This is a genomic window from Nocardia sp. CA-128927, from assembly GCF_050955855.1.
Classification (GTDB): Bacteria; Actinomycetota; Actinomycetes; order Mycobacteriales; family Mycobacteriaceae; genus Nocardia.
The window spans coordinates 6,596,948-6,613,166 of record NZ_CP192087.1 but is presented as its reverse complement, the minus strand read 5'-3'; the positions used below and the strand labels follow the sequence as shown (position 1 = coordinate 6,613,166).

Genomic DNA, 16,219 nt, shown 5'->3' with positions numbered 1-16,219 from the left:
AGAAATTATCATGAGTAATGAAGAAAAGCTCCGCTACTACCTCAAGCGCGTCACCGCTGAGCTCGAGGAAGCGCACGGCAAGTTGCGCGAGGTCGAAGAGAAGCAGCATGAACCCATCGCGATCGTGGCGATGAGTTGCTGCTACCCGGGCGGTGTACGTTCCCCGGAGGAACTGTGGAAACTGGTTGCCGACGGACGTGACGAAGTCTCCGAATTTCCGGTCAATCGCGGTTGGGACATAGCAGATCTCTTCAACCCCGACCCCGACCACATCGGCACTACTTACACCCGCGAGGGTGGCTTCTTGCACGAGGCAGATCATTTCGATCCCGGCTTCTTCGGGATTTCGCCGCGTGAGGCGTTGGCGATGGATCCGCAGCAGCGGTTGTTGCTGGAGGCGTCGTGGGAGGTGTTCGAGCGGGCCGGTGTTGATCCGGTTTCGTTGCGCGGCAGCCGAACCGGCGTGTTCATGGGGGTGATGTACAACGACTACGGCACTCGATTCCGCAAGATTCCGGCGGCCTTCGAAGGCAGTATTGCGAATGGGTCTGCTGCCAGCATTGCCTCCGGCCGCCTTTCCTACATGTTCGGGTTGGAAGGGCCTGCGGTGACGGTGGATACCGCGTGTTCGTCGTCGTTGGTGGCGTTGCATCTGGCTGTTCAGTCGTTGCGCCGTGGTGAGTGCTCGCTGGCGTTGGCTGGTGGTGTCACGGTGATGTCGACGCCGGGGACGTTTGTGGAGTTCAGTCGGCAACGCGGATTGGCGGTGGATGGGCGGTGTAAGTCGTTTGCGGGGGCGGCGGATGGGACGGGGTGGTCCGAAGGCGTCGGTGTGCTCATGGTGGAGCGGTTATCCGATGCGCGGCGGTTGGGGCATCCGGTGTTGGCTGTGGTGCGCGGCAGCGCGGTCAATCAGGACGGTGCTTCGAGTGGTTTGACGGCGCCGAATGGTCCTTCGCAGCAACGAGTTATTCGGGCGGCGCTGGCTGATGCGGGGGTGGGTGTGGGTGATGTGGACGTGGTGGAGGCCCACGGCACCGGCACCAAGCTGGGGGATCCGATCGAGGCGCAGGCGCTCTTGGCGACTTATGGGCAGCGTGTCGGTGAGCAGTCGTTGTTGCTGGGGTCGTTGAAGTCGAATATCGGTCATACCCAAGCCGCGGCGGGTGTGGGTGGTGTGATCAAGATGGTCATGTCGATGCGTCATGGTGTGGTGCCGAAGACGTTGCATGTGGATGAGCCGTCGCCGCATGTGGATTGGTCTGCGGGTGCGGTGGAGTTGGTGACTGAACCGGTGTCGTGGCCGGAGTCGGGGCGGGTGCGTCGTGCGGGGGTGTCGTCGTTCGGTGTCAGTGGCACCAATGCGCACGTCATCATCGAGCAGGCACCGGACGACACCCGACTACCGGCCCGCGCTGATGACGCCGAGCAGGATCTGGCTGATAGCTCCAGGGTCGGTGTCGATCCGACGGTGACACCGTGGGTGTTGTCGGGGCGTAGCCGAGCGGCGTTGCGGGAACAGGCCCAGCGGTTGGCGGCGTTCGTGACCGCACGGCCCGAGGTCAGTCTTGCCGATGTGGGTGCGTCGCTGATCAAGACTCGGGCGGTGTTCGACCATCGCGGTGTGGTGTTGGGCAGCACTCGTGCGGAGTTGCTCGACCAGTTGAACGCGCTCGCGGTCGATGAGCCCGCGGTCGGGGTCGTCACCGGCAGTGTCACGACCGGTGGTGATCGGGTGGTGTTTGTGTTCCCTGGTCAGGGTTCGCAGTGGGCCGGGATGGCGGCTCAGTTGTGGGGCAGCTCGCCGGTGTTCGCCGAGCGGATGTCTGAATGTGAACTGGCGCTGCAGCCTTGGGTGTCGTGGTCATTGCGTGAGGTGGTGACCAGTGACGACTCGGATGTGCTTGATCGGGTCGATGTGGTGCAACCGGTGTTGTTCGCGGTGATGGTGTCGTTGGCTGCGATGTGGCAGTCGTTGGGTGTGCGTCCGGCTGCGGTGGTTGGTCATTCTCAGGGTGAGATCGCGGCTGTTGTTGTGGCCGGGGGTCTTTCGCTGGCTGATGGCGCGAAGGTTGTGGCGTTGCGTAGTCAGGCTATTGCTGAGCATCTCGCGGGTCGGGGTGCGATGGCGTCGGTCGCGGCGCCGGCCGAGCAAGTGCGCCAATGGGTCCAAACCCATGACGGTCGAGTATCGGTGGCGGCGGTGAATGGGCCGTCGTCGGTGGTGGTCAGTGGTGAGATCGCCGCGGTGCGGGAGCTGCTGTCTGGGGCTGAGGAATCCGGTGTCAGGGTGCGGGAGATTCCGGTCGACTATGCGTCGCATTCGGCTGATGTCGAGTTGATCGAGCAGCAGGTGCTGGCGGCTGCTGAGGGTATTACCGTCAATGAGTTGACGATTCCGATGGTGTCGACTGTGACTGGTGCCTGGCTGAGCGGTGCGGAGTTGAATGCCGGGTATTGGTATGAGAACCTGCGTAGGCCAGTGCGATTCGAGTCCGCGGTCGAACAGCTGCTGGGTACGGGGCACACTGTTTTCGTGGAGGTCAGTCCGCATCCGGTATTGACTGTTGGTATCGCTGAGACCGGGGAAGCTGCCGGTGTCGACCTCGTCGCTACCGGAACCTTGCGCCGTGACCACGGCGGGATGGACCGGTTCCTGGAGTCGGCGGCGGAACTGTTCACCCGTGGTCTCGCGGTCGACTGGACCGACGCCACCAGCGGTGGGTATCGAATCGACCTGCCTACCTACGCGTTTCAACGTCAGCGTTACTGGCTCGAGGATGGTGTGGTCCTCGGGGACGTCGCCTCGGCGGGCTTGGGGGCGGCCGACCACCCGTTGCTGGGTGCGGTGTTGTCGATGGCTACCGCGGATGGGTTCATCTACACCGGTCGATTGTCGACCCGCACGCATCCGTGGCTTGCCGACCATGCCGTGTCGGGTGTGGTGTTGTTGCCCGGCACCGCCTTCCTGGAACTGGCCATCCGCGCCGGCGATCAGGTCGGTTGTGATCGGGTCGAGGAACTGACACTGCAGGCCCCGCTCATCGTCGCCGAACAAGGGGCGGTGGTGCTCCAAGTTGTTGTTGCCGAGCCCGATGAGGTCGGTCGGCGCGAGTTCAGCGTGCATTCCAGGCCCGCCGACACCGCCGATGATCAACCCTGGACGAGGCATGCGAACGGGGTACTCGCCGTCGGCGCCGATATACTTGCGCCGCAGGATACTTCGTCATTCCCCCTCGATCAGTGGCCGCCGGTCGGCGCGGAGCCCATTGATATCAGCGATGTCTATCAACGTTTCGCGGACAATGGGTTCGAGTACGGACCGGCATTTCAGGGGTTGCGCGCGGCCTGGCGGCGCGGCAACGAAATCTTCGCCGACGTCGCCCTACCCGAGGAACAACTACCCACCGCGAACTCCTTCGGCCTCCATCCCGCACTCCTCGACGCGGCACTGCACGCGGCCGCGATTCGGATGCTCGACGGCTCAGCACTGGATGACCAAGCGGCACAACAGAGTCTGCCGTTCGCCTGGAATGACGTATGCCTGTATGCGACAGGTGCGCCGGAACTTCGGGTGCGGCTGGTCATCGATGGTTCCGGTTCGATAGCCATCACCGCCGCTGATACCACCGGGCGACCGGTGGCCACGATCGGCGCACTGTCCGTGCGGCCGGTCGAGTTCGAGCAGCTGCGTAGCGCCGCCGCGCTCACGCATGACTCGTTGTTTCGAGTGGATTGGGTTGGCGTTGCTTCGGCTGACGGGCCGGTGTGGGATCGGGTTGTCGTTGGTGCGGGTGGGATCGCCGGTGCCGAGGTGGCCGATTGGGTAGTTGCCGAGTGTCCTCGTGGCGTCGACGATGATGTCGTTGCCGGGGCTCGGGTGGCTGCCGGATGGGCGTTGGCTCTGGTGCAGGAGTGGCTGGCCGACGAGCGGTTCGACGAGTCGCGTTTGGTGCTGGTAACCCGGGGCGCGGTGGCCACCGGATCCGTCGAGGAGGCGGTGGATCCGGCCCAAGCGTCGGTGTGGGGTTTGGTGCGCTCGGCGCTAGCGGAGCATCCGAGCCGGTTCGTGTTGCTCGATGTCGACGATGACAGTGACCTTGCCGACGTGCTGCCTGCGGTGCTGGCTTCAGGGGAGGATCAGATCGCCTGGCGCGCCGGTGGTTTGGTTGTTCCCCGGTTGTCGCGCGTTGGCGTGGAAATGGCGGCGGGTGCCAGCTTCGGTTCCGCGGGCACGGTACTGGTAACCGGCGCATCGGGAACTCTGGGCACGGTGATCGCTCGCCATTTGGTTGTGGCGCATGGTGTTCGGCGGCTGTTGTTGGTGAGCCGGCGCGGGTCCGACGCCGCTAACGCTGCCGTGCTGACGGCCGAGTTGACCGAGTTGGGTGCGGTAGTTCGGTGGGCGGCTTGTGATGTGGCAGATCGGGATGCGTTGGCCGCGGTGCTGGCCGATGTGCCGGACGACTATCCCTTGGTGGGGGTGGTGCACGCCGCGGGTGTGCTCGATGACGGTGTGGTTGCGGCGATGTCGGATGAGCGCATCGATGGGGTATTCCGTCCCAAGGTCGATGCCGCCTGGAATCTCCATATGCTCACTGCCGAAGCGAATCTGACGGCGTTCGTCCTGTTCTCCTCTGCTTCAGCGACTTTGGGTGGCGTGGGCCAAGCGAACTACGCGGCCGCCAACGCCTTCGTCGATACGCTGGCTCAGCGACGGCGTATGCATGGTTTGCCCGCGCTGTCGCTGGGATGGGGTTTCTGGGCCGAACGTAGTGATATGACGAGTCACCTCAGCGACTCCGACCTGCAACGAATGGCCCGCGCCGGCGTGCGTGCACTCTCGACCGAGGAAGGTCTGGCGCTGTTCGACGCCGCCTGTGCGACAGCCGATCCGCTGGTATTGCCGATGTGCCTCGATATTGCGGCGATCCGTACGCTCGTCGGGCAAGGCGCAGCGCCGACGCTGTTGCGTGGACTGGTCCGGACCCCTGGTCGACGCGCGGTTGCGGCGGGCGCAAGCAGCAAAGGCAGGTCCGAGCTGGCCAACCGGCTGGACCTGCTGTCCCGGGATGAACAGGACCTCCTGCTGCTGGATCTGGTCCGCGGCCAGGTGGCCGCCGTCCTCGGACACGGCTCCAAGGAGGCGATCGCACCTGAACGCGCATTCAACGAGTTCGGGTTCGACTCTCTGACAGCCGTCGAGCTGCGTAATCGGCTCACCACGCTCACCGGGCTGCGACTGCCTGCGACGTTGATTTTCGACTATCCGAACCCCGAGGCATTGGCCCGGCAGTTGCGGGCCGAGATACTCGACGCCCACGTGCGCGCCGACGTCCGCCCGCCGGTAGCGGTCGGATCCTCGGACGAACCCATCGCGATCGTGGCAATGAGTTGCCGATTCCCCGGCGGGGTCGAGTCGCCGGAAGATCTCTGGCGGGTAGTTGCCGACAGTGCGGACGCGATCTCGCTGTTCCCCACCGACCGTGGCTGGAATATCGAGAACCTGTACGACGCCGACCCTGATCACCAGGGGACCTCCTACACACGGCAAGGCGGATTCCTCAGCACCGCAGGTGAATTCGATCCCGAGTTCTTCGGGATCTCGCCGCGTGAGGCGCTGGCGATGGATCCGCAGCAGCGGTTGTTGCTGGAGGCGTCGTGGGAGGTGTTCGAGCGGGCTGGTGTTGATCCGGTTTCGTTGCGCGGCAGTCAGACCGGTGTGTTCGCCGGGATGATGTACCACGACTATGGTGCGCGCTTGCGGCACATCCCAGAGGGTTTCGAAGGCATCCTCGGCATGGCCAACTCGGCGAGCGTGCTTTCGGGACGCGTGGCATACACCTTCGGGCTGGAGGGGCCCGCGGTCACCGTCGATACCGCGTGTTCGTCGTCGTTGGTGGCATTGCATCTGGCTGTTCAGTCGTTGCGTGCCGGTGAATGCTCACTGGCGTTGGCCGGTGGCGTGACAGTGATGTCGACGCCGGGAACGTTTGTGGAGTTCAGCAGGCAACGCGGGTTGGCACCGGATGGACGGTGCAAGGCTTTCGCATCGACAGCGGACGGCGCTGGATTCAGCGAAGGCATTGGTGTGCTGTTAGTGGAGCGCCTCTCTGATGCGCAACGGCTGGGGCATCCGGTGTTGGCTGTGGTGCGGGGTAGTGCGGTCAATCAGGATGGTGCCAGTAACGGACTATCGGCACCGAATGGTCCTTCGCAGCAACGAGTTATTCGGGCGGCGCTGGCCAACGCAGGGTTGGGTGTCGCTGATGTGGATGTTGTCGAAGCGCACGGCACCGGCACCAAGCTCGGGGATCCGATTGAGGCCCAAGCGATCCTGGCCACCTACGGTCAGCGCCCGGCGGAGCAACCTTTGTTGTTGGGGTCGGTGAAGTCGAATATCGGTCATACCCAAGCCGCGGCGGGTGTGGGTGGTGTGATCAAGATGGTCATGTCGATGCGTCATGGTGTGGTGCCCAAGACGTTGCATGTGGATCAGCCGTCGCCGCATGTGGATTGGTCTTCAGGTGCGGTGGAACTGGTCACCGAACCGGTCTCTTGGCCGGAGTCGGGGCGGGCGCGCCGAGCGGGTGTGTCGTCGTTCGGTGTCAGTGGCACCAACGCGCACGTCATCATCGAGCAGGCACCACACGACTCCGCGCCGAGCCCGGACGGCACCGGGCCGATGGATCAAGCTGGTGACAGTGGTACGGATCCAACGTCGTCGAGTGCGTCGGTGGATTCAATGTCGTTGGTCCCGTGGGTGTTGTCGGGACGCAACCGGACGGCGTTGCGGGGACAGGCCGCCAGGCTGGCGGCGTTCGTGACCGAACACCCCGAGGTGAGTCCGGTCGATGTGGGTGCATCGCTGATCAAGACTCGGGCGGTGTTCGAGCATCGTGCGGTGGTGCTGGGTGGTACTCGCGGCGAGTTGCTCGACCGGTTGAACGCACTGGCTGTGGATGAGCCCGCTGCTGGGATTGTGACCGGCAGTGTCACCACCGGTGGTGATCAGGTGGTGTTTGTGTTCCCTGGTCAAGGTTCGCAGTGGGCCGGGATGGCGGCTCAGTTGTGGGACAGCTCGCCGGTGTTCGCCGAGCGGATGTCCGAATGTGAACTGGCGCTGCAATCTTGGGTGTCGTGGTCGTTGCGTGATGTGGTGACCAGTGATGACTTGAGTGCGTTGGATCGGGTCGATGTGGTGCAGCCGGTGTTGTTCGCGGTGATGGTGTCGTTGGCTGCGATGTGGCAGTCGTTGGGTGTGCGTCCGGCTGCGGTGGTTGGTCATTCTCAGGGTGAGATCGCGGCTGTTGTTGTGGCCGGGGGTCTTTCGCTGGCTGATGGCGCGAAGGTTGTGGCGTTGCGTAGTCAGGCTATTGCTGAGCATCTCGCGGGTCGGGGTGCGATGGCGTCGGTCGCGGCGCCGGCTGAGCAAGTGCGCCGATGGGTCCAAGCCTATGACGGTCGAGTATCGGTCGCGGCGGTCAACGGCCCGTCCTCGGTGGTGGTCAGTGGTGAGATCACCGCGGTGCGGGCGTTGTTGGTGCAGGCCGAGCAGGCCGGTGTCAGGGTGCGGGAGATTCCGGTCGACTATGCGTCGCATTCGGGTGATGTCGAACTGATCCGGCAGCAGGTCCTGACAGCTGCCGAAGCGACCGCGGTCAACGAGTTGTCGGTGCCGATGATGTCCACTGTGACCGGTGCCTGGCTGACCGGTGCGGAGTTGAATGCCGGGTATTGGTATGAGAACCTGCGTAGCCCAGTGCGATTCGAGTCCGCGGTCGAACAGCTGCTGGGTACGGGGCATACGGTTTTTGTGGAGGTCAGTCCGCATCCGGTATTGACTGTTGGTATCGCTGAGACCGGGGAAGCGGCCGGTGTCGACCTCGTGGCTACCGGGACGCTGCGTCGTGATGATGGTGGTCTGGATCGGTTGCTGCTCTCGGCGGCGGAGCTGTTCACCGCGGGTGTCGACGTGGATTGGACCGGCTCCACCGCTGGTGGGCGACGAATCGACCTGCCTACCTACGCATTCCAACGCCAGCGCTACTGGCTCGAAGACAGTGCGGTTGTCGGAGATGTCACCTCGGCCGGTTTGGGGGCGGCCGAGCATCCGTTGCTCGGTGCGGCGGTGGACGTTGCGGGGTCGGCTGGAGTGTTGTTGACCGGTCGGCTGTCGACCAGGACGCACCCGTGGCTTGCCGATCACGCCGTGTCGGGTGTGGTGCTGCTACCCGGTACGGCCTTCCTGGAGTTGGCCATTCGCGCCGGAGACCAGGTCGGTTGCGATCGGGTCGAGGAACTGACGTTGCACGCACCGCTCGTAGTTCCCGAACAGGGTGCGGTGGTGCTCCAGGTTGTCGTTGCCGAACCGGACAAGGCCGAGCGCCGCGAGTTCAGCGTGTATTCCAGGCCGGCCGAGAACGCGGACCAACCATGGACACGGCATGCGAACGGGCTACTGACCAGTGGTGCCGACATCGCGTCGTTCGTCATCGACGAGTGGCCGCCGGTCGGCGCCGAACCGGTCGACATCAACGATATCTATGACCGATTCGCTGACATCGGCTTCGAGTACGGTCCGACATTCCGAGGCCTGCAAGCGGTGTGGCGGCGAGGTGCGGAAGTATTCGCCGAAGTCGCCCTGCCGGAAGAACAACGATCAACCGCCGACTCCTTCGCCCTGCATCCCGCGCTACTCGACGCAGCACTACACGCGGCGGGTCTCGGCGTGATCGCCGATGCGTGGGATCAACGCCTCGTCGTCTCCGGGTGCAGTGGCGCTTCGATATTCGCCGTTGCTGCCACCGAATTGCGTGTCCGGTTGTCGCCGAGTAGTGCGAACACCCTGGCGCTGCTGGTGGCGGATGGCGCCGGACAGCCGGTGGCCAAGGTGGATTCGGTGACACTGCGTCCGGTGGCACTGGCCGACGCCACCGCAGGCCCGGCTGAGCACGGCGAGTTGTTCGGAGTCGACTGGATCAGTAAATCGTTGCCGGGATCCGAGGTGCGCGGCAGCTGGGCAGTTGTAGGGGCTGATGAGCTTCGGGTCGGGTCCCGCTGGACCGAAACCGATGGGGCGCTAGCGATTTGGCCCGACTTGTCCGGCGTGCCGGAATCGGCGGTTCCTGATGTGCTGCTTGCTTCATTCCTGGCACCGGTGGATAGCGGCAGCGATGTCGCTGACGCGGTGCACGCCACAGTGTTTCGGGCACTGGCTCTGCTGCAACAGTGGCTGTCCGATGAGCGTTTCGCTGATTCGCGACTGGTTGTGCTGACTCAGGGTGCGGTGTGCGTCGATGCCGCAGTCGATCTCGATGGTTTGGTCACGGCGCCGTTGTGGGGGTTGTTGCGTTCGGCCCAATCGGAGAACCCGGACAGATTCGTACTCATCGACATCGACGACACCGAAGAATCGCTGCGCGCGGTGCCGAATGCCGTGGCATCCGGGGAGCCACAGGTCGCATTGCGCGTCGGAACCGCTTCGGTTCCTCGGTTGGTACGTCGCATCCGGGATGCGGGGGATCGGCCGGCGACGGCGCCGAATCGGCAGGGTTCACCCTTCGATCCTGCGGGGACGGTGCTGATCACCGGGGCGACGGGCGGCCTCGGTGCCTTGATAGCGCGGCATCTGGTTGTCGAGCACGGTGTGCGGCATCTGGTGTTGGCCAGTCGTCGTGGACTTGCCGCGGCGGGTGCCGATGATCTGATGAACGAGTTGGTCGGGCTCGGCGCCGAGGTAGCGGTGGCGGCGTGTGATGTGGCCGATCGGCAGGCGGTGACCGCGCTTTTGGCCGATATTTCCGCCGAACATCCACTGACCGCCATCATTCATGCCGCCGGTGCACTGGACGACGGTGTGATCGAGTCGATGACCCCCGAGCGGATCGGCCAGATACTCCGGCCGAAGGTCGACGCTGCCTGGAATCTGCATGAACTGACCCGTGAGCTGAACCTTTCCGCGTTCATCCTCTTCTCCTCTTACTCTGCGACCCTGGGCAATCCAGGGCAAAGCGGCTACGCCGCAGCCAATATGTTCCTCAATGCGCTGGCCGAGTACCGGCGGGGCCTCGGCCTCGCCGGGCAGTCACTGGCGTGGGGTTTGTGGGCGCAACGCAGTGGCATGACGGTCACCTTGGATGAGGTGGATCTGCGCCGAATCTCGCGTGCCGGGGTCAGTGCGTTGAGTTCGACGGAGGGGCTGGCACTGTTCGATGCCGCGCTGGACAGCGGCGAGATCTTCGTCGCCCCAGTGCAACTCGACCTGGCCGGTTTGCGCACCCACGCACAGTCCGGTGTGGTTCCGCCGATGTTGCGCGGGCTGGTGCGAGTCTCTGCCCGCCGCGCCACCGCCGGGGCGCGTGGGGCTGGTTCACCGCTGGCGCGACAGCTGCGCGCCGCGTCGGAACTACAACAGCGGCAGACCTTGCTGGAGTTGGTGTGCCAGCACGCGGCCGGTGTTCTCGGCTACTCGTCCGCAGAGCAGATCGACGCTGGTCGCGCATTCCGCGACGTGGGCTTCGACTCGCTGACCGCGGTGGAGTTGCGCAACCGACTGAACACGACAACCGGGTTGCGGCTGGCAACAACGACAATCTTCGACTACCCGACGCCTGCCGTGCTGGCCGAACACCTCCGCAATGAAATCCTCGGCCTCGACGAGACCGTCGACTCGGCCCCGACAACCGCATTGTCCAATGACGAGCCGATCGCGATTGTCGCGATGAGTTGCCGATTCCCCGGCGGTGTTCGCTCGCCCGAGGATCTGTGGGATCTGATTGCCTCCGGTGGCGACGGGATGTCCGCCTTTCCCACCAATCGAGGGTGGGATCCGGATGGAATGTTCGACCCCGATCCCGACCGGTCCGGCAAAACCTATGTCCGGGAAGGCGGATTCGTCGGTGACGTGGACGAGTTCGATGCCGAGTTCTTCGGGATTTCGCCGCGTGAGGCGTTGGCGATGGATCCGCAGCAGCGCCTGCTACTGGAAACCTCTTGGGAGACAATCGAGCGCGCCGGCCTGCAGCCGGATTCGTTGCGCGGCAGTCAGACCGGTGTCTTCATCGGCTCCAACGGCCAGGACTACTCGGCGTTGGCGGTGCCGGAAGACCTCGAGATCTATCTGATGACCAGCAGAGCCGCGAGTGTGGTGTCGGGTCGCGTTTCCTACAACCTCGGGCTGGTCGGGCCCGCGGTCACGGTGGATACGGCGTGTTCGTCATCGCTGGTGGCTATTCACCTGGCGGTTCAGTCGTTGCGTGCCGGTGAGTGTTCGCTGGCATTGGCCGGCGGCGTGGTCGTGATGTCTACGATGAACGCCTTTGTGCAGTTCAGTCGGCAGCGAGTGCTGGCGCCGGATGCCCGTTGTAAACCATTCGCTGCCGCGGCGGATGGGACCGGGTGGTCCGAGGGTGTCGGTCTGGTGATGTTGGAGCGGCTGTCCGACGCGCAGCGGTTGGGACATCCGGTCCTGGCCGTGGTGCGCGGTAGCGCGATCAACCAGGACGGTGCCAGTAACGGGTTGTCCGCGCCGAATGGTCCTTCGCAGCAGCGGGTGATTCGGCAGGCGCTGGGCAATGCGGGGTTGAGTGTGACCGATGTGGATTTCGTGGAAGCACACGGCACCGGGACAACACTCGGGGATCCGATCGAGGCCCAAGCGATTCTGGCGACCTACGGTCAGCGACCGGCGGAGCAACCTCTGCTGTTGGGGTCGGTGAAGTCGAATATCGGCCACAGCCAAGGTGCTTCTGGTGTAGCCGGGTTGATCAAGACAGTGATGTCGATGCGTCACGGTGTGGTGCCCAAGACATTGCACGTGGATGAGCCGTCGCCGCATGTGGATTGGTCTTCGGGTGCGGTGGAACTGGTCACCGAACCGATGGCATGGCCGGAGTCGGGGCGGGTGCGCCGAGCGGGGGTGTCGTCGTTCGGAGTCAGTGGCACCAATGCACACGTCATCATCGAGCAGGCACCTCGCGACGGCGAACTGGTGGATCTGGTTGATGACACCGGGACGGACCCGACGTCGTCGGTGGTGCCGTGGGTGTTGTCGGGGCGTAGCCGAGCGGCGTTGCGGGAACAGGCCCAGCGGTTGGCGGCGTTCGTGACCGCACGGCCCGAGGTCAGTCTTGCCGATGTGGGTGCGTCGCTGATCAAGACTCGGGCGGTGTTCGACCATCGCGGTGTGGTGTTGGGCAGCACTCGTGCGGAGTTGCTCGACCAGTTGAACGCGCTCGCGGTCGATGAGCCCGCGGTCGGGGTCGTCACCGGCAGTGTCACGACCGGTGGTGATCGGGTGGTGTTTGTGTTCCCTGGTCAGGGTTCGCAGTGGGTTGGGATGGCGGCTCAGTTGTGGGGCAGCTCGCCGGTGTTCGCCGAGCGGATGTCTGAATGTGAACTGGCGCTGCAGCCTTGGGTGTCGTGGTCATTGCGTGAGGTGGTGACCAGTGACGACTCGGATGTGCTTGATCGGGTCGATGTGGTGCAACCGGTGTTGTTCGCGGTGATGGTGTCGTTGGCTGCGATGTGGCAGTCGTTGGGTGTGCGTCCGGCTGCGGTGGTTGGTCATTCTCAGGGTGAGATCGCGGCTGTTGTTGTGGCCGGGGGTCTTTCGCTGGCTGATGGCGCGAAGGTTGTGGCGTTGCGTAGTCAGGCTATTGCTGAGCATCTCGCGGGTCGGGGTGCGATGGCGTCGGTCGCGGCGCCGGCCGAGCAAGTGCGCCAATGGGTCCAAACCCATGACGGTCGAGTATCGGTGGCGGCGGTGAATGGGCCGTCGTCGGTGGTGGTCAGTGGTGAGATCGCCGCGGTGCGGGAGCTGCTGTCTGGGGCTGAGGAATCCGGTGTCAGGGTGCGGGAGATTCCGGTCGACTATGCGTCGCATTCGGCTGATGTCGAGTTGATCGAGCAGCAGGTGCTGGCGGCTGCTGAGGGTATTACCGTCAATGAGTTGACGATTCCGATGGTGTCGACTGTGACTGGTGCCTGGCTGAGCGGTGCGGAGTTGAATGCCGGGTATTGGTATGAGAACCTGCGTAGGCCAGTGCGATTCGAGTCCGCGGTCGAACAGCTGCTGGGTACGGGGCACACTGTTTTCGTGGAGGTCAGTCCGCATCCGGTATTGACTGTTGGTATCGCTGAGACCGGGGAAGCGGCCGGTGTCGATCTCGTGGCTACCGGGACGCTGCGTCGTGATGATGGTGGTCTGGATCGGTTGCTGCTCTCGGCGGCGGAGTTGTTCGCCGCGGGTGTCGACGTGGATTGGACCGGCTCCACCGCTGGTGGGCGACGAATCGACTTGCCTACCTACGCATTCCAACGCCAGCGTTACTGGCTGGAGCCGACTCGGGAAACCGCCGACGTGGAATCGGCAGGTATGAACTCCGCCGAGCATCCATTGCTGGGCGCGGCGGTGGACGTTGCGGGGTCGGCTGGAGTGTTGTTGACCGGTCGGTTGTCGACCAGGACGCACCCGTGGCTTGCTGATCACGCCGTCTCGGGTGTGGTGCTGCTACCCGGTACGGCCTTCCTGGAGTTGGCCATTCGCGCCGGAGATCAGGTCGGTTGCGACCGCGTCGAAGAACTGACACTGCACACACCACTGCTACTGCCCGAACACGGCGCGGTAGTGCTGCAGATGTCGATCGGCGCCCCGGATGACTCGAACCGACGGTCACTTACCCTGCATTCCCGGCCCGATGGTGCGGCAGCCGACGACGGCTGGACTCAGCACGCCACCGGTGTGCTGACCGTAGGCTCCCCGGCCGTCCCGCTGGATCTCTATCAGTGGCCGCCGGTTGACGCGCAGCCGGTAGATATCGGTGATGTCTACCAGCGATTCGCGGACAACGGCTTCGAGTACGGCCCGACATTCCAAGGCCTGCAAGCAGTGTGGCGGCGGGGTGCGGAAGTCTTCGCCGAAGTCGCGCTGCCGCAGGACTTCCGGTCCGACGCCGCTTCGTTCGCTGTCCACCCGGCTCTATTGGACGCGGCGCTGCACGTGTTTCCCTTTGCCGATTTCGCCGGCGCAAACCAAGGCCTACTGCCGTTCTCCTGGAACGGCGTCAGCCTCAACGCCGTCGGCGCGACACAGCTGCGGGTGCGGGTACAGCCGACTGGGCCGGACAGCATCGAGTTGCTCGCCGTCGACCCGGTCGGGCAACTTGTTGCCTCGGTGGAGTCGCTGGTGTTGCGCCCACTGTCCACCGGGCTGCTCGGCAGCGCACTCGCTGATCAACGCCGATCGATGTTCCAGGTGGACTGGCTGCCACTGCCGGCCGGGACGGAATTCACCGGTGAGTTGGCGATCGTCGGCCGAGGCCTCGGCGAGCTGACCACCGGGCTCGGTGCTGCTGATGTTGTGTTCCATGCCCACCGAGATCTGCCCGCGTTGCTCGCGGCTATCGATGCGGGCGCGGATATCCCCGACACCGTCTTGGCATGGGATGACCTGGCACTCACCGGCACTGATGATCGTGGCGAGCTCGTGCACGCCGCCACACACCGGGCACTGGCGCTGGCGCAGTCCTGGTTGGCCGACGAGCGGTTGGCCAACTCTCGCCTGGTGTTCGTCACGCAGCATGCGGTCTCGGCGATCCGGGGCGAGGACGTGGCGAACCTGGCGCACGCCGCGGTATGGGGATTGGTTCGCTCGGCACAGTCGGAGCATCCGCACCGATTCGGCTTGCTCGACGTGGACGGGCAGCCCAGCTCCCACCGCGCCGTCGCCGGTGCGCTGCGGGCAGATGAACCACAACTCGCGGTGCGTGCGGGCGACACATACGCCGCACGGCTGGCTCGGTGGTCTCCTGCTGACAGCAACGGTGAGCTGACCAGTGCCACCTGGGACCAGGCCGGCACCGTGCTGATCACCGGCGGTACCGGCCGACTCGGTCAACTGGTCGCTCGTCACCTGGTGATCGAGCACGGCGTTCGGCATCTGTTGCTGGCCAGTCGCCGAGGTAAGGACGCCGAGGGGATTGCTGAACTCCGGACACAATTGACCGAGCGTGGCGCCGAGATCACCATCGTCGCTTGCGATGTGGCGGACCGGGAACAAGCGGCGGCCTTGCTGGCAGGTATTTCGGCCGAACACCCGCTGACCGGTGTCGTCCATGCGGCGGGACTGCTCGATGACGGCGTTGTCCTGGCCACCACCCCGGAGCGGATGGACCGGGTGTTGCGGCCAAAGGTGGACGCGGCACTGAACCTGCACGACCTCACCAAAGACCTGAACCTGTCGGCGTTCGTGCTCTTCTCCTCCTTGTCCGGGACGTTCGGCAGTGCGGGGCAAGGGAACTACGCGGCCGCGAGCGCGTTCCTCGACGCGCTGGCGCAGCACCGTCGTGCGCACGGTCGGCCTGCCATGTCACTGGCGTGGGGACTGTGGGCCGAGCGCAGTGGGATGACCGGAGAAAAAATGGGTGCGGCAAATATGCGGCGGATGGCACGCGACGGTGTTATCGCGTTGTCCACCGACGAGGCACTGGCGTTGTTCGATCTCGCATGCGCCGCTGACGAGCCGATCCTGCTGCCGACCCAGCTGGATACATCCGCATTGCGTGCCCAGTCCGGCGACGTCGCCGCATTGTTGCGGAACCTGGTCCACGACCGCAGTCGGCGGGTTGTCGAGCACAGTGAATACACACCAGACGCGGTTGACAGGTTGAGCCGCCAACTCGCCGGATTGACCGAAGCCGAACAGCGCCGGACTGTCCTGGATCTGGTTCGCGGCCAAGCCGCGGTGGTGCTCGGGCTCCGTGACGCACAGTCGGTCGGTGCCGATCGCGGCCTGCTGGAAGCAGGATTCGACTCACTGACCGCCGTTGAATTGCGCAACCGATTGGCCGCGGTCACCGGCTTGCGCCTGCCCGCCACCCTGCTCTTCGACTATCCGACGCCGACCTTGATGGCCGGTTACCTGCACAGTCAACTCGTCGACGACGCCAGCACGGTTGTTGTCCCCGTGCTGGCCGAGATCGATCGGTTGGAATCCAGCCTCGCCATGGTCGCGGTGGATCAGACGGTGAGCATTGAAATCGCCAAGCGGCTCAATGATCTGTTGTCCCGGTGGCGGGCAACGGCAGCCGCTGCCGCGGACTCCGAAGGCTCGGAGGTGATCGAGTCGGCGACCGACGATGAGATCTTCGATCTCATCGGCAAGCGGTTCGGAATTTCCTGACCGGATCTAGTCCTGCTATTCAGAAACAAGAGAAAT

Annotated in this window: 1 protein-coding gene; it reads left to right on the top strand. The window is 64.5% G+C overall.

The features are described from left to right. Nucleotides 1-10 precede the first annotated feature (10 nt). Nucleotides 11-16,183 (top strand): type I polyketide synthase, encoded by a 16,173-nt coding sequence (locus ACQPW1_RS30460; RefSeq protein ID WP_433655213.1) that lies wholly within the window; start codon nucleotides 11-13, stop codon nucleotides 16,181-16,183. Nucleotides 16,184-16,219: the final 36 nt, after the last annotated feature.